The organism is Allobosea sp., from assembly GCF_035999205.1.
GTDB lineage: Bacteria > Pseudomonadota > Alphaproteobacteria > Rhizobiales > Beijerinckiaceae > Allobosea.
Genome location: NZ_DASYHA010000025.1, coordinates 1,255,954 through 1,271,270, shown reverse-complemented (window position 1 = coordinate 1,271,270; position 15,317 = coordinate 1,255,954). Strand labels below are relative to the sequence as shown.

Annotated in this window: 9 protein-coding genes; all 9 read right to left on the bottom strand. The window is 66.2% G+C overall.

From position 1 onward, the window contains the following. Positions 1 to 80: 80 nt before the first annotated feature. A complete protein-coding gene (locus VGN82_RS21365; RefSeq protein WP_327529057.1) occupies positions 81 to 716 on the bottom strand; it encodes a GGDEF domain-containing protein in 636 nt (211 codons plus the stop codon). 44 nt (positions 717 to 760) lie between these two features. Next, on the bottom strand, positions 761 to 2,506 hold the full coding sequence (locus tag VGN82_RS21360) for a hypothetical protein (RefSeq protein WP_327529056.1): 1,746 nt from the start codon (positions 2,504 to 2,506) through the stop codon (positions 761 to 763). After that, positions 2,497 to 3,618: a glycosyl hydrolase family 8 gene (locus VGN82_RS21355; protein ID WP_327529055.1), complete on the bottom strand. Its 1,122-nt coding sequence runs from the start codon at positions 3,616 to 3,618 to the stop codon at positions 2,497 to 2,499. The genes VGN82_RS21360 and VGN82_RS21355 overlap by 10 nt, the downstream gene beginning before the upstream one ends. Further along, the gene (locus VGN82_RS21350) at positions 3,618 to 5,936 is read right to left on the bottom strand and encodes a cellulose biosynthesis cyclic di-GMP-binding regulatory protein BcsB (RefSeq protein ID WP_327529054.1); all 2,319 of its coding nucleotides are present in this window, start codon (positions 5,934 to 5,936) and stop codon (positions 3,618 to 3,620) included. The genes VGN82_RS21355 and VGN82_RS21350 overlap by 1 nt, the downstream gene beginning before the upstream one ends. A gap of 36 nt (positions 5,937 to 5,972) precedes the next feature. Beyond that, complete coding sequence (gene bcsA / locus VGN82_RS21345; RefSeq protein WP_327529053.1) at positions 5,973 to 8,312, bottom strand: UDP-forming cellulose synthase catalytic subunit; 2,340 nt, start codon at positions 8,310 to 8,312, stop codon at positions 5,973 to 5,975. A gap of 666 nt (positions 8,313 to 8,978) precedes the next feature. Beyond that, a complete protein-coding gene (locus VGN82_RS21340) occupies positions 8,979 to 12,122 on the bottom strand; it encodes an efflux RND transporter permease subunit (RefSeq protein WP_327529052.1) in 3,144 nt (1,047 codons plus the stop codon). Between the two features lie 6 nt (positions 12,123 to 12,128). Next, positions 12,129 to 13,310, bottom strand: a complete 1,182-nt coding sequence (locus VGN82_RS21335; RefSeq protein WP_327529051.1) for an efflux RND transporter periplasmic adaptor subunit — start codon at positions 13,308 to 13,310, stop codon at positions 12,129 to 12,131. Positions 13,311 to 13,356: 46 nt separating this feature from the next. Beyond that, positions 13,357 to 13,932 (bottom strand): TetR/AcrR family transcriptional regulator, encoded by a 576-nt coding sequence (locus tag VGN82_RS21330; RefSeq protein WP_327529050.1) that lies wholly within the window; start codon positions 13,930 to 13,932, stop codon positions 13,357 to 13,359. A gap of 439 nt (positions 13,933 to 14,371) precedes the next feature. Continuing rightward, positions 14,372 to 15,268, bottom strand: a complete 897-nt coding sequence (locus tag VGN82_RS21325) for a hydrogen peroxide-inducible genes activator (protein ID WP_327529049.1) — start codon at positions 15,266 to 15,268, stop codon at positions 14,372 to 14,374. Positions 15,269 to 15,317: the final 49 nt, after the last annotated feature.

Here is a 15,317-nt window from a genome sequence, read left to right as displayed (position 1 = left end):
TGCGCCGGTCCCCGGTTCGGCTGGCGTGTCCGGAAAAAGCCTCGTCTCGTGAGGCTTCGCGCCTGCCATCGGCCGCCGCCTCAGGTGTGCTGGTAGATCGTTCGGCCCGCGCGCTTGTTGCGATACATCGCGTGATCGGCATATCGCATCGCCTCTTCGGCGAGGCCGACGCTGATCATTGAATGGCCTACGCTGATGGCCAGGGCGAGCTTGCCGGCCGTCGTATTGATCTGCGTCGCGGCGACACGCTCGCGCATGTCGGTGATCTTCGTTTGCGCCGACGCCTCATCGATGTGGTGGAGGATGATCGCGAATTCGTCGCCGCCGATCCGCGCGAGGACATCGGAAGACCGGATCGACGATTTGAGCACCTGAGCCACGGCGACCAGAGCGATGTCACCGACCGCATGGCCGTGCCGGTCGTTGATCGTCTTGAGATTGTCGACGTCGATCATCACGATCGCCGCCTCGCCGCCATAGCGCTGGGCCATGTCGGTCACGCGCTGCAACTCGTCATTGAAGGCGCGGCGGTTGTAGATGCCGCACAATTCGTCGTGATAGGCCAGCGACCGCAGCGATTGCAGCTGCCGCTCGGCTTGCCGGAGCGAGCGCTCCAGCAGCCTCTCGCGCACGGACTTCAGGGCCGAGGCCGCGACGCAGCGCTTGACGCGAGACGGGGCTGCCGGATTGGCCGCACGCCGAGACGGCTTCGACATGGTGGGATTCCAGCGGACCATCGCAGGGCTCCTCGCCATTGGCCTCAGTTGTACCACCAGCGATGCGGATTGCCGCGAGCCTGGATCTCGACGAGGAACTCGCCATGCTCGGTCGCCTTGCTGGGCTTGATCGTCTTGAGCTTGGTGAAGATCTCGCCCGCGGCCTTGTAGTTGGCCGCGTTGTAATGCGCCCAGGCGCGCAGTTCCTGCATGCCCACAGGCATCGACTTCTGATGGCTGTCGAGCAGCGCGGCGGCCTCCTGGAACTTGCCGGCCTCGTAGAGCTTGATGCTTTCGCGCATTGCGCCGTTCGCCATGCGGCCGCCGGCAACCCGACGCGCGGAACGCGGCGACGTCGGGTCCTGGCCGCCGAGACGGTCGAGCGAGGCGACGGCCGGATACTGCTGCTTGTAGGTATTGACGGTCGCGAGCGCGGAGGCGCGGTCGTTCAGCTTGCGGGCGGCGACAACGAGGCCGACGACGGCTTCCTCTGAAGGAGCCCAGGCGACGGAGCGCTCGAACCACAGGCGGGCCGGCGCGAAGTGATTGGCGTTGTAGAGGCTCCAGCCCAGTGCCTGCGCACCGAGCGCGGACTTGTCTTTGCTGATGATCTCCTCGAGTCGGGCCTGCCGGTCGGAGCTCAGCGGCTTGGCGGTTGGTCCGGTGATGTCGGATGCGACGATCTCGACATAGGCCTTGCGGATCAGCGCGTCGGCCTCGCGATGGCGATAGGCGAGTTCCTCGGCCTGGGCCAGATCACCGGCGTTGCGGAGGGCCAGGACGTGGCCCTCGACATGCTTCGGCTTGGCGGCCGTCTTCGTCGCCATCCCGAACCATTCCTTCGCTGCGGCATAGTCCTTGCGCCCGAAGTTGTACCAGCCGAGCAGGGCGGCATCATCTGCCGACCCGCGGCGGGCCGAAGCCTCGATCAGCTTGAGTTCGCGGGCATCGGGCGCCTCGGCGCTATCGCCGCTCGAGGCCTGGCCCACCTTCCGGCGGATCATGTCGATCCCGACGGCATCGAACTCGGAGCCCGCGCCACGCCGCTTGCCCAGCGCAATCAGCTCCTGGACGGTCGGCGCCGGCAGAATGGCCGAGGCCTTCTGCACGGTGGCGAGGCGCTCGCGGCTGTTGTCGCAGTTGGTCAGGATGTAGCGATAGACCTCGACGGCCCGGGACGGCTCCTCGACGCCGGAGAAGGCCTCGGCGACGCGCCAGAGCAGGTCGATCTCGCGGCAGACCAGGAGATCCTCGGCACCGGTCGCGAGCTCGATCACGCGCGGCCAGTCCCTGCCGTCCGCAGCGATGACGATCGCTTCGCGCCGCTCGGCCTGCACCAGCTTGCCGGCGAGGTCGGCCGAAGGCACGAAATCGGGCCGCTCGGCCTGCAAGGCGGCGATGCGCTCGCGCAGCTCTTCATAGCGCTTGGCGGTGAAGAGTGCCCAGAGGGGCTGCTCGTCGATGGTCGAGCCACCGTGGCTGAAGAGATCCTCCGGCGGCTGCCAGTTGGAGTGGAGCGTCTTCAGGCGGCGGATTTCGGCGGCGACGCGGGCCGTGTCGCCCTGGCTCGCATAGAAGCGCAGAGCGCTCTCGTCGACCGTCTTCACGGGCGCGGCCTGTGCGGCGCGCGTGTCGCCAGCCGGGCGGGGCAGCTTGAGGCCGGCCTCTTTCACTGCCCTCGGCTGCTGCGGCGGCGGGGGCACGTCGATCTTGAAGGCGTTCTGGGCCTGGACCGGTCCGAGCAGGGCGATTGCGGCGACCGAGGAAATCACGAGCGACTTCAGAGACATTTGGGCCTCCTTTCACTGATCGCGAGCGTGCTGAGCAAAGCGAGCGTTGCGGGGTAGTAGAGTTCGTTCCTGGCCGTCGCCAGCGCCACCGGAACCGGCCGGCCGGCCGCGATGCATTGGGCCAGGGCGAAGATCAGGCGATAGCCGGCGCCGTCGAAATTACCGCTGGCCTTGCCATCGTCGATGTCGAGGATGAAGGGGCCGATGTCTTCGGTGGGATTCCACATCGCTACGAAGGGCCGCAGATGCTCCGGCGAGACGCGGTTCGACCAGGCGAGGTAGAGTGGAATTCGGATCGCGTTGTAGCTGAACCGGCGCTCGAACTGGGCCGCCGGAGCACTCCGTTCAGGCCCGAGCGCGAGCCATTCCGGCGGAATCCGCAGCGGACCGAAACGCCCCTCGCTGAGCAGGGTCAGTCCCGAACGCCGAAGCCCTGGCCAGTCGTGCTCCGGCGCCAGGACTTCGAGCCGGTCGATGGCGGGGAAGACCCAGTAGGACAGATTGACCACGGGGCCGTCCGGCTGCGATTTCGCGTCGAAGCCGACGGCACCCGGCAGAAGTACGGGACCGACGCGCGAGCTGATGACGTTGTGCTTGAAGATCGCCGCTGCGATGCGCTTCATCGCCCGGGTGTATTCGGGCGCGTCCCACCGGGCCCCGGCTTCCCCGAGAGCCCATGCGATCAGCAGGTCGCCGTCGCTTGCATTGTTGCGATCGGTGACGTTCGGTGTGCTGCCCGGTTCCCAGCGCCAGGCCGCCAGGCCATCGTCGCGAATGTAGAGCTCGCGCTCCGTCCAACGCCAGATCAGGTCGAACGCCTCCCGGTCCTGCGTGGCGACGGCGAGGACCATTGCGTAGCCCTGTCCCTCGGAATGGCTGATGTTGCCGTTGCCGTTGTCGACGACGCGGCCCTCCGGCTTGACGAAGGCCGCCCTGTATGACGGCCAGTTCTTGGCCAGCAGCATCGCACCTTGCGGCCCCGACGGCATGGGCGCGGTCTGATTGACGACCGTGACGCCGGCACGCGATTGCGGTGCGGCAGTGGCGCCACCGCTCCCGGCCACCAGCGCCGCGGCCAGTGCAGCACTGGCGCGGCTGGGGTTGCGGGCCATCACGGCCGCCGCCCCTTGAGCACGAGCGCCGTGGTGAAGGCGAGCAGCATCGACAGCATGATCAGGCCGCCGAGATAGTAGCTCTGGTTCAGGGAGAGCCAGCCGGCGATCGACAGCCTGAGATTGGCCGGCGACGGGAAGGCGGTCGGGAGATAGTGCCGCTGCTGCGCGGCACGGTTCTCCGGCGCCCAGCTATCCGTCCGGAGCAGCGCAGCCTCGCCGTTGAAGCGGGTCCAGGCATGAGCGGTGGTTGCCTTGGCGATCAGCTCTTCGAGCGCCTCCGGGCTTGCGGCCAGGACCATCGTCTTGATGTTCGGCAATGGCTGCCGCTCGAAGATGCTGCGCCAGCTCTGCGGCGGCAGCGTGCCGACTTCCTGCAGGATCGTCAGCCCGTCAGGTGTCAGCAACGCGCCGGCGGAACTCCCGAGTGCCGTGTCCCGCTCGATCAGGCCGAAATCCTCCAGCCATGCGGCCACAGGGCTGAGATCTCCACGCGCCAGGCTGCCGGCGACGCTGGCGGCGGCGCTGACGCGCAGTCGCTCCGCAAGGGACGGCATCTTGCCATCCGCCGCTGGCACGACCGCCGCGTCGGCGGCCGCTCTGGCGTTCGCGATCTCGGTGTCTCGCGCGGTGGTCTGGGCCGCCCTCGTCTGTTCGACGGCCATCATCGAGCGCGCCAATGTCTGCGAGGCCTCGCCCGGCGGCCCGAAGAACAGCCCGGACGTGTCGGGATCGTCGAGCGGACCGAAGCGGAAGGTCACCGGCATCGAGGTGCGCGCGGCAGCGCTCATCCGGCCGACCCAAGTCATGGCGGCATTGAGATAGGCGGGGCTCGCCGAGGACACGGCGACCGTCGTCGGCTCCTCGCGGCCGAGATAAGGGTAGCCATGGGTCAAGGTCGCCGAAAGGCTCGGCAGCACGGTGACGCGAGCCAGCGAGCCGAAATTGATACGGCTCGAACCGGCGATGAGCAGCCGCGGATTGGATGTGCGGGCGGCGGTTGCGTCGCAGGCGCGATCGGAACCGACGAGGTCGGCCTCGACCGTGACCGTGTTGGCGCCGGCCTTGAACATCTGGATCGGCAGCTCGACGCGGCGCTGTTCGATCTGCGACGAGCCACCCTGGTTGACCGGCACCACGGCGGCGATCTGGTCGTTGATGCGGATGTTGACCCGCCGGCCGACGGCCGCGGCACCTAGGAAGGCCGAATCCAGCTCCAGCCGCGCAGCACCATAGGGAGCGGCGAAGAAGTCGCTCGGCATGTTCACTCGCATCGAGGACTGGAAGAAGCTGCCGTCGAAGGCTCTGCTCTCGAAGCCGAGCTCGCTGAAGCTCAGCTGCGAGCCATCTCGCACCTGGCGCCCGGCTGTGTTGGCCAGCGCGCGCCGGCCCGGCTCGGAGCCGATGCGGTTCGGCGCATTGGCGAACTCAACCAGGCGTTGCAGGCTGCGCTCGCCTTCCGGTCCCGACCGGAGCGTGAGCGTCGTGCGGCCTTCGGCTGCGTCGTGCAGATAGAAGAGGCCCATCTCGCCGTCGAGCGGCGTCGAACCGGCCGGCGCCTCGCGGCCGACGACAAGATCGATGCCCGCTCCCTCGCCCTGCTCCTCGGCGACGTCGATGATCGGTCGCTGAATGCCGGCTGCGAGAACGAGCGCGTTCGCCGCCCGCATCGCGAGGTCGATCGCGGCCGTGTCGGACGTCCTCGCCAGGCGAACGCGGATCGGCGTGCGCTCGGCGCCGCTCGCCGCGAGCGCTGGCAGATCGGCAATGCGGCGCAGTGCCGGAGTGGGCTGCAGACCGACGAAACCGCTGCGATTCAGCGAGATCGCGCTCCACAGCTCGTAAGTGGCCCTGACGCTGCAATCGACCCGGTGACGCTGGGTCGCGATCAGTCGAACCGAATTATAGCCGGGCACGATGACACCCGGCGGGATCGGCAGGATGGCGGTGGCCTCGGCGGCGTTTGCATCCAGCCGCACCTCGCCGATCGTCTGGTCATTGACCCGCACCATCAGGCGCGAGGCGTCCGGCAGGTTCGAGACGGCGTTGAGATACGCGATGCGGAAGGCCGTTGCGCGCAGCGCCTCGGCCTGGGTCAGGAAGACCGCCCGCTCGTCGATCCCTTGCTCGCCGTTCAGGTGCAGGGCGTCGTCCATCACGGACAGCGGGCGGAAGCTCGCTTCGGCGACCGGCCGAGGGGCCAGGCGAGCCTGCAGCGAGGTCTCGAGATGCAGCGGCGAGGGGGCCGTCTGGGCTTGGGCGGCGACCGTCAGTCCGGTCGTCGCGAGCAGAAGGGCGAAGCTGGGCAGCGCACGCATGGCAGATGCTCCGGTGATCATTGCGATGAAGGCGCTTCAGGCGGTGGTCGCAGGCCTGAACTCACCCAGGCCGACCGCTTCCGGCAGCCTGGTGCCCTGCGCGGGCAGTGCCGCTGGCTGGGTGGCCGGCGCCGTGGAGAGGGGCGAGCTCATGCCGGTCTGTGCAGGCGTTGCCGCGGGCGTAGCGCCGGCCTGCTGGCCGGCCGCGCCGGGCCGGTTGCTGCGGCGGAACAGCAGGAAGAACATCCCGCGCATCGCCTCGCGCGCCGCCCAGACCAGGGTTCGGGCGGTGCCGAGCACCAGACTCTGGCGGTTCTGCCGGGCCGCTCGCATCTCGCGCATTGCGGACAGATCGGCATAGGCGACATCCGCGATGATGCGATAGCGATCGGCGCCGTCGCCGAGGAAGCGCAGCCCGAGCATGCGGCTGTCGTCGGCGCTGGTCGCGGAGGTGATCGCCACCTGCGCCTGCAGCGGCGCGCCTGTCTCGCTCTCGACCCGGATCATCGCCGCGTGGCGGCCGGGCGCGAGCAACTGGCCGAACTGGCGACCATCGGTGCCGCCCAGTTGAACCTTGAGGCCGCCGACGGATGCATCCTTGACGATGACCGGAACTTCGAGGTCACCGATCGACAGGCTGCCGCGGCGGCTGGTCTCGAGACGCTGGATTTTGCGCCGCTCGCGGCGCTCGGAGACGACGCCGAGCGCCAGCCCGGCCATGACGGTGTTGAAGACGTTCCAGGCACCGATGACGACTAGCAGGTCGCGAGCGGCCGGCTCCGTCACGTAGCGATATCCGGTGTAGGCCAGCGTCGCCAGCAGGAAGGCGAAGATCGCGTAGAACGGCCAGGCCAGCGGCGACAATTCGTCTTCGGCCAGCGAGTTGCCCTTCTGCGTGACGTTGAACTTCGGCGCGCGAGGGTTAGCGATCACGCTCATGACGGCGCGGAAGAGATAGACGCTCTGGATGTACTCGTAGAGTTCGGAGATCCAGGGCCAGCGCAGACTGCCATACAGGTAATGCTGGATCAGGATGACGGCCAGGATGTAGGTCAGCGTATAGGCAACGAAGCTCTGAGGCGAGGCATTGTAGATCTGCAGGTTGAAGAGGATGAAGAACAGCGGCGAGATCATGAAGATCAGGCGCGACAGCGGGAACAGCCAGAACAGGTTGCTCGAGGTGTAGCAGAGGCGCTGTGGCAAGCTCAGGCCGGTGTTGAACAGCGGGTTCTTCAGCATGAAGATCTGCAGCATGCCGCGGCACCAGCGCGAGCGCTGCCCGATGAAGGATTCGAAGGTCTCGGGCTGCAGGCCGGCGATCAGCGGCTTGTCGACATAGAGGCTCTTCCAGCCGCGCGAATGCAGCTCCAGCGCGGATTCGCAGTCCTCGGTGATGGTCACGCCGGCGAAGCCGCCGACCTCGTCCAGCGCGGCACGGCGCAGCACGGCCGCCGAACCGCAGAAGAAGGCCGCATTCCAGCTGTCCAGCCCCTTCTGGATCGCGCCGTAGAACATCTCGTTCTCCGAGGGCATCGACTTGAAGGTCTGGAGGTTGCGTTCCAGCGGGTCGGCGTTGATGAAGAAGTGCGGCGTCTGGACGAGGAACAGCTTGGGCTCGGTGGCGAAGTGCCCGACCGTCTCGCGCAGGAACTCACGGGCCGGCACATGGTCGGCGTCGAAGACGACGACCAGGTCGCCTGCGGAATGGGCCAGGCCGTTGTTGAGGTTGCCGGCCTTGGCGTGGAGATTGCGCTCGCGCGTCAGATAGGTGACCCCGAGATCGGCGCAGAGCTGCTGCAGATCGGAACGGCGCGCACGCGCAGCCGATGCAACGGCGTGGTCGAAGGAATAAACCTTCTCGTCAGTCCCGCCGTCGTCGAGGAGGAAGACCTTGAGCTTGTTATGCGGATAGTCGAGCGCCTTCGCCGCAGCCAACGTCGTGGCGACGAGATCCCGCTCTTCATTGTAGGACGGGACAAAAACGTCGACGGACGGCAGTTCTTCGTCCTTCAGTTGCGGTGCAGCATTGCGCGTGATGGGTTGAGCATTCACGAACAGGCCAAGGCCCAGCATCGTGATGCAGAATAGATCCGCAATGAGAAGCAACATGCCCGGGATGAAGTCTGCGACTTGCGTCGGATCAGGTATCGTCTCTGTGATGCGCCAGTAGACGTAGCGGATGATGATGATCGATCCGAGAGCCAGGAATATGTGTCGAAAGATACCGCCAAGGCGTAGCCATGAAATGGCGATCATGGCTGCAATCGAAACGACGGAGAAGGCAAAATGAAGTTTAATGCCGATTGGCTGAGTCACAAACAGGACGAACAAGCCGGCAGATAAAATCCACGCCACACGCATGAGCTTGTTAAACATCTGCCATGCCTCACATTACGCTACGAGAATAGGTCATTCGTATTCTGCCGAAGATTTCGGATAAAGCATTAAATTTGAGCATGCCGATCAACGGTCAATACATATAGTTAAGAGTGAAAGTTATATGAAATAGAGAGGATTAAATTTTTAAAAGAAGTATAGATTGCGTCCAATATGAACATCGCGTGACGCAAGGCGGCATGTTAAGAATTTGTTAGTAAATTTGAATTGAATTACTCGTGTATTTTCATGCGTTTTTGGCGTTATATTTAGCTTCCGTTGGCATCTAGTCGTGCGTCCGTTGCGAATCAATCTGAGCGTCGATGATCGTTGCATCACCTAACGGCATGGCGTTCGCGGCTTGCAGGAGGTGGCGAGCAGCCATTGATTACAATTTAATCACGGGGATGCTGCAGATGCGATGCTGCGCCGCCTAACGGAACCGCCTCCGGAGAGCGGGCTGCCCCGGAGCGCGGCTCTTGTCAGGCGGCAGGACTTCGCTGCCGAAGCTTCGCCAGGGGCTTGAAGCGGCCGTCGGCCTGCTGGCGGAACGATGGCAATCGGGCGGGCAAACGAAAGGCCGCAGGCATGCGCATGCGGCCTTTTATGTCAGGTGCCGTCTGAAGCGCCGTCAGCACCAGGCCTGGGAGCGCGGCGTGCCGCCCCTCACTCGGCAGCAGCGGCTTGCGGTGTCGTGTCGTCCTGCTTCGCGCCTTTCGGCTTCGAGCTGCCGAAGAGCTGCATGACGAAGACGAAGAAGGCCGGCACGAAAAAGATCGCCAGCACCGTCGCCGAGATCATGCCGCCGAGGACACCCGTGCCGATCGCATTCTGGCTTGCCGCGCTGGCGCCGGAGGCGATCGCGAGCGGCACGACGCCGAGCGTGAAGGCGAGCGATGTCATCAGGATCGGCCGGAAGCGCAGGCGGGCCGCCTCGATCGTCGCTTCCTTCAGCGGCATGCCCTGTTCGCGCAGATCCTTCGCGAACTCGATGATCAGGATCGCGTTCTTGGCCGAAAGCCCGATGATCGCGATCAGCCCGACCATGAAGTACACGTCGTTCGGCATGCCGCGCAGCGTCACTGCCGCGACGGAGCCGATGACACCGAGCGGCACCACCATCATCACCGAGATCGGAATCGACCAGCTCTCGTAGAGCGCCGCCAGCAGCAGGAAGACGAAGAGGATGCTGAGAGCGATCAGGAAGGGCGCCTGCGAGCCCGACTGGATTTCCTGCAGCGACTGGCCGGTCCATTCGTAGCCGAAGCCCTGCGGCAGGTCGCGCGCCAGGCGCTCCATCTCGGCGATGGCCGCGCCTGAGGAATAGCCCGGCGCCGCTTGGCCTGCGATGCGCACGGCCGGATAGCCGTTGTAACCCACCACCTGGGTCGGCCCCTTCTGCCATTCGAGCGTAGCGAAGGCGGCGAGCGGGACCATGCCGCCATGGGCGTTGCGCACGTTCAGCCGCAGCAGATCGTTCGCCTGCATGCGCTGCCCGGCTTCCGCCTGCACGGTGACGCGCTGCATGCGTCCGGCATTCGGGAAGTCGTTGACATAGGACGAGCCGAGATTGGCCGAGATCGTGGCGTTGATGTCGGCGAAGGCGACGCCGAAGGTATTGGCCTTCTCGCGGTCGATCACGAGACTGACCTGGGCCGCGTCGGCCAGGCCCTCGACGCGCAGTCCAGCGAGGACAGGGCTCTGCGCCGCGGCATTGAGGAGTTGCGTACGCGCCAGTCCCAGCGCCTCCTGCCCCAGGCCGGCGCGATCCTGCAGGCGGAAGGTGAAGCCGCTCGAATTGCCGAGCCCGGAGATCGGCGGCGGCGACAGCGCGAAGGTCTGTGCGTCCCTGATCTGGGACATCTTGGCGTTGAGCCGGGCGGAGATCGCGGCGGCGGAATCGTTCGGCCCGCGCTCGCTCCAGTCCTTCAGCGTGATGAAGGCGAGCGCCGCATTCTCGCCGGCGCCGGCGAAGCTGTAGCCGGCGATGCCGACCATGCGCGAGACCGCGGGCTCCGCCAGCGCGATCGTCTCGATCTGCTTGACCACCTCGAGCGTGCGGTTGGCGCTGGCTTCGGGCGGCGCCTGGACGTCGACGAGCAGATAGCCCTGGTCCTCGTTGGGGAGGAAGGCTGACGGCAGGCGCATGAAGCTCCAGCCGAGCCCGGCCAGCAGCGCCAGGTAGATCACCATGTAGCGGCCGGGCTTGCGCGCGATCGCGCCGACCATGCCGGCATAGCCGTTCGTCGCCCGGTCGAACCCGCGGTTGAACGCGCCGAAGAAGCCCTTCTTCTCGTGGTGGCCCTTGGCGACCGGCTTGAGAAAGGTCGCGCAGAGAGCCGGGGTCAGGGTCAGCGCCAGCAGGCCCGAGAACAGGATCGAGACGACCATGGTCAGGCTGAACTGCTGGTAGATGATGCCGACCGCGCCGGGGAAGAAGGCCATCGGCACGAACACCGCCGTAAGCACCAGCGTGATGCCGACGATTGCGCCGGTGATCTGCTGCATCGCCTTGCGCGTCGCCTGCTTCGGCGGCAGTCCTTCCTCCGCCATGATGCGCTCGACGTTCTCGACCACGACGATGGCGTCGTCGACGAGGATGCCGATGGCCAGCACCATGGCGAACATGGTCAGCACGTTGATCGAGAAGCCGGCGGCGAACATGACCGCGCAGGTACCGAGCAGCGCGACCGGCACCACCAGGGTCGGGATCACCGTGTAGCGGAAGTTCTGCAGGAACAGGAACATAACCACGAAGACGAGGACCATCGCCTCGAGCAGCGTGTGCACCACCTTCTCGATCGAGACCTTGACGAAGGGCGAGGTGTCGTAGGGGACCTCGTATTTCAGGCCGGCGGGGAAGAAACGGGCGAGCTCTTCCATCTTGGCGCGCACGGCGGTCGCGGTCGCCATGGCGTTGCCGGTGGGCGCGAGCTGCACGCCGATGGCGGCGCTCGGCTGGCCGTTGAGACGCGTCGAGAAGTTGTAGGATTCGCCGCCGACCTCGACCCGCGCCACGTCGCGCAGGCGCACGGAGGAGCCGTCCGTGTTGGCGCGCAGCACGATGGCGCCGAACTCTTCCGGCGAAGTCAGCTGGCCCTTGACCAGCACGGTCGCGGAAAGCTGCGTGTCGATCGGATTCGGCTGCGCGCCGACGCGGCCGGCCGCGACCTGCGCATTCTGCGCCGTCACGGCATTGATGACGTCGGACGCGGTCAGGCGCAGGCCGAGCAGCTTCTCCGGATCCATCCAGATCCGCATCGCGCGTTGGGTCGCGAACAGCGTCGCGCTGCCGACGCCGGGCACGCGGCGGATTTCGCCCAGCACGTTGCGGCTGAGATAGTCGCCGAGGCCGACGACGTCGAGCCGGCCGTCCTCCGAGGTCAGGGTGACGACGAGCAGGAACCCCGAGCCGGCCTGCTCGACGCGCATGCCCTGCTGGACCACGGTACGCGGCAGGCGTGGTTCGACGCGGCTGATGCGGTTCTGCACCTCGACCTGCGCCTCACCGATCTTGGTGCCCGGCGCGAATGTCACGGTGAGGTTGACGCGGCCGTTCGCCTCCGAGGTTGACTCGAAATAGAGCAGGCCGGGAACGCCGTTCAGCTCCTCCTCCACCGGGCGCGTGACGCTCTGGTAGATCTCCTCGGGCGAGGCGCCCGGATAGTTGGTGCCGATCGTGATCTGCGGCGGCGCGACATTGGGATACTGCGCGATCGGCAGCATCGGGATCGTGATGAGCCCGCCCAGCATGATGAAGATCGCGACGACCCAGGCGAAGATGGGCCGGTCGATGAAAAAGCTCGGCATCTGTCTTCAGCCCTGCTTGGCGGCGCCGTTCGCGGCCGCGGCCGGCTTCCAGGGCTCGCCCTTGAAGCGCGCGCCCGGCCGGATTTTCTGGAAGCCCTCAACGACGACCTGCTCGCCGACCTTCAGGCCGGCGTCGATCGCCTGGCGGGTTCCGAGCACGCGCCCGGCGGTGACCGGGCGCAGCTCGAGCGTGCCGTCGTCCTTGAGGACGTAGAGCTGGGCCTGCCCGCGGCCATCGCGCTGCACCGCCTGCTGGGGAACCGCGAGCGCATTGGCCTGGGTGCCCTGCTCGATGACGACGCGGACATACATGCCCGGCAGGAGGTCGCCGTCGGAGTTGGGGAACTGGCCGCGCAGGGTCACCTGGCCGGTGGTGGCGTCCACGGTCGCCTCGGAGAAGAGCAGCTGGCCGCGATGCCGATAGGTCTCGCCATTGTCGAAGAGCAGCTCGACATTGGCCGCCCCGGGATTGGCGCCGGTCAATGCGCCGAGCTGGAGCGCGCGACGCAGCGCCAGAAGCTCGCCGGCCGACTGGGTGAAGTCGGCATAGACCGGGTCGAGCTGCTGGATCGTCGCCAGGATGTCGGCGGCGCCGGTGCCCACCAACGCGCCTTCGGTGATCAGCGCGCGGCCGATGCGCCCGCTGATCGGGGCGCGGACCTCGGAATATTGAAGATCGAGCTTGGCGGCGGCGAGGCCTGCCTCGGCCGCGGCGACATCGGCATCGGCCTGGGCGAGCTGGGCGACGGCCGTCTCCTGCTGCTGGGCGCTGGCGACGTTGCGCTCGCGCAGCTCGACGATACGATCGGACTGTTGGCGCGCCTGCAGCTGGGCCGCTTGCGCGCGCTTCAGCGTGGCCTCCGCGCTCGCCACCCGCACGCGGAAGGGCGCCGGGTCGATCCGGTAGAGCACGTCGCCTTCCTTGACGAGGCTGCCCTGCTGGAAGACGCGCTCGACCACGATGCCGGAGACGCGCGGGCGGACCTCGGCGATGCGCGTCGGCGCGATCCGCCCCGGCAGGTTGCTTGTCACAGGCAGCGTCTGCGCCTCGGCCGTCACCACGCCCAGCACGGTGGGAGGCCGGTTGCCAGCTGCGTTCGCCGGCGCCTTTTGCTCGGAACAGGCGCTGACAAGCAGGGCGACGCTCAGGACAGCCCAGCGGCCGACGGGAGATAGGGGGAATGGCATGCGAGACATGTCCGGACAGGGTTTGGGAGAATGGTGATGCGAAGGCCTACCGGGCGGGCTCGTCGCGCGGCCCGGGCGTCTGTTCGACGAGCCAGGCGATATCGGCGAGGAGGCGCCCACGCTCTTCTTGCGGCCAGCTGTGCAAGCCGAGGCGGTCCATCATCATCAGGCCTTCGGCTGCCAGAAAGGCGAGCATCGCACCGCGCGGATGTGTCGAACGGCTTGCGACCTCATCGATCTGGTCGCGATAGGCATTCTGGATCGGTTCGCGCAGACCCGCGTCATGAGCCAGCGCAGCGCATAGGCTGAGCGCGACCGTGCGGTCCTCGTCGCTGAAGGAGCGGGATGCCGCCGCGAGGCGCCCGAGGATTTCAGCATTGGGAGCCGGAGCGATGGACGCAACGCAGGCCTGGACCCGCGCCATCTCGGTCGACACGCGCCGTTCGATCACGGCGCGGATGAGGGCCCGCTTGGTCTTGTAGTCGTAGAGGACGCTCGCCTTGCTGATGCCGGCCTCGACGGCGACGGCCTCGAGCGTCAGATGCGCAGCTCCGGCACGATTCACCACGGTGTCGGCGGCATCGAGCAGTGCTTCGCGGTCGATGGTTCGATGACGGCCCATACCGGTCTCATAAAAAATAACCAACCGGATGGATAAAAATCACCATCAGCTATGTCAAGCTGCGTAACGCTCTCGTGATTGTCGGGGGGCGGGAGCTTCGGATCGGCAGTGGCTGTAAAGTCGGCGCATCAGGCGCCAGAGGCGAGTTGGCGCACCCGGCGCGTTAGATGCGCGCCACAGAGTTCCCGGACGAGAGACCACCGGCCAGATCGACAGGCTGTGACCGCGCTGCCGAGAAGAAGAACACGCTCAGGGCGATCAGAAAGATGAAGCTGAGATAACGGCTCAAGATGACGCCCCGCAGGTTACCGGTTGTCCCGACCATGCACTGCGTTCCATCAAGTTGGCTTCAATTCGAAACGTAAAATTGCTTCGGATTCCTGACTTTTAGGCACATTGCGATCGCTGATCGTCTCCACCCGCCTCGCGGCGGTGATTGTCAGGCGCCCGCCGACAGGCGCACGGCCTGGGAGATTTCGGAGAATTGCTTCGCCAGGGGGCTGGTCTTGCGCCAGACCATGCCGATGGTGCGGGAGGGCTGCGGGTTTTCGAACCGCGCGACCGAGACCGAAGCCGAGCGGGTCTCGACCGGAACCGCCATTTCGGGGATCAGCGTGACCCCCAGCCCGGCATCGACCATCTGCACGAGCGTGGACAGGGAGCTTGCATCCAAGAGGTCGCGCGGCTGCACGGGCTGCGCCTGGGACTTGCAGAAGGAGAGGGCCTGGTCACGGAAGCAGTGCCCCTCCTCGAGCAGGAGCAGCCGCATCTCGCGCAGCGCGTCGGGGTTGGGAACCGGCTTCCCCTCGTCCACGCGCGGGCGAACGAGGACGAAGCTCTCCGTGAACAGGGCGATCTCGGTCAGTGACGGCTCGGACACGGGGAGGGCCACGATCGCCATGTCGAGCCGGCCCTCTTTCAGCTCCTGGACGAGCTTTGGCGTCAGCGTCTCACGCACATGAATGTCGAGGCCGACATAGAGGCGGCTCAGCTCGCCGATGAGCCCCGGCAGCAGGTAGGGCGCGACGGTCGGAATCACGCCGATGCGCAGCCGTCCCGTGAGACCGTTTCGTGATGTCCGCGCAAACTCTTCAAGCTCATCGACGGCGCGCAGGATGTCGTTGGTGCGGCGGGACAGGGCTTCGCCGAAGCTCGTCAGCCGAAGCTGGCGCTTGTCCCGTTCGAACAGCTCGGCGCCGAGTTCCTCTTCCAAGGCCTTGATCTGCATGGACAGGGCGGGCTGCGAGATAGCGCAGCCTTCGGCGGCGCGGCCGAAATGCCCGTGCCGGACAAGCGCCTCGAAATAGCGCAGCTGCTTGAGAGTCAGGTTAGTCATAACCTGAGCTTATCGTGATAATCAGAAGATCGGAATTAAAATAATGAAA

Coding starts and splice junctions, on each gene's coding strand:
- VGN82_RS21365 (WP_327529057.1), bottom strand. CDS start 716: ATGTCGAAGCCGTCTCGGCGTGCGGCCAATCCGGCAGCCCCGTCTCGC.
- VGN82_RS21360 (WP_327529056.1), bottom strand. CDS start 2,506: ATGTCTCTGAAGTCGCTCGTGATTTCCTCGGTCGCCGCAATCGCCCTG.
- VGN82_RS21355 (WP_327529055.1), bottom strand. CDS start 3,618: ATGGCCCGCAACCCCAGCCGCGCCAGTGCTGCACTGGCCGCGGCGCTG.
- VGN82_RS21350 (WP_327529054.1), bottom strand. CDS start 5,936: ATGCGTGCGCTGCCCAGCTTCGCCCTTCTGCTCGCGACGACCGGACTG.
- bcsA (WP_327529053.1), bottom strand. CDS start 8,312: ATGTTTAACAAGCTCATGCGTGTGGCGTGGATTTTATCTGCCGGCTTG.
- VGN82_RS21340 (WP_327529052.1), bottom strand. CDS start 12,122: ATGCCGAGCTTTTTCATCGACCGGCCCATCTTCGCCTGGGTCGTCGCG.
- VGN82_RS21335 (WP_327529051.1), bottom strand. CDS start 13,310: ATGCCATTCCCCCTATCTCCCGTCGGCCGCTGGGCTGTCCTGAGCGTC.
- VGN82_RS21330 (WP_327529050.1), bottom strand. CDS start 13,932: ATGGGCCGTCATCGAACCATCGACCGCGAAGCACTGCTCGATGCCGCC.
- VGN82_RS21325 (WP_327529049.1), bottom strand. CDS start 15,268: ATGACTAACCTGACTCTCAAGCAGCTGCGCTATTTCGAGGCGCTTGTC.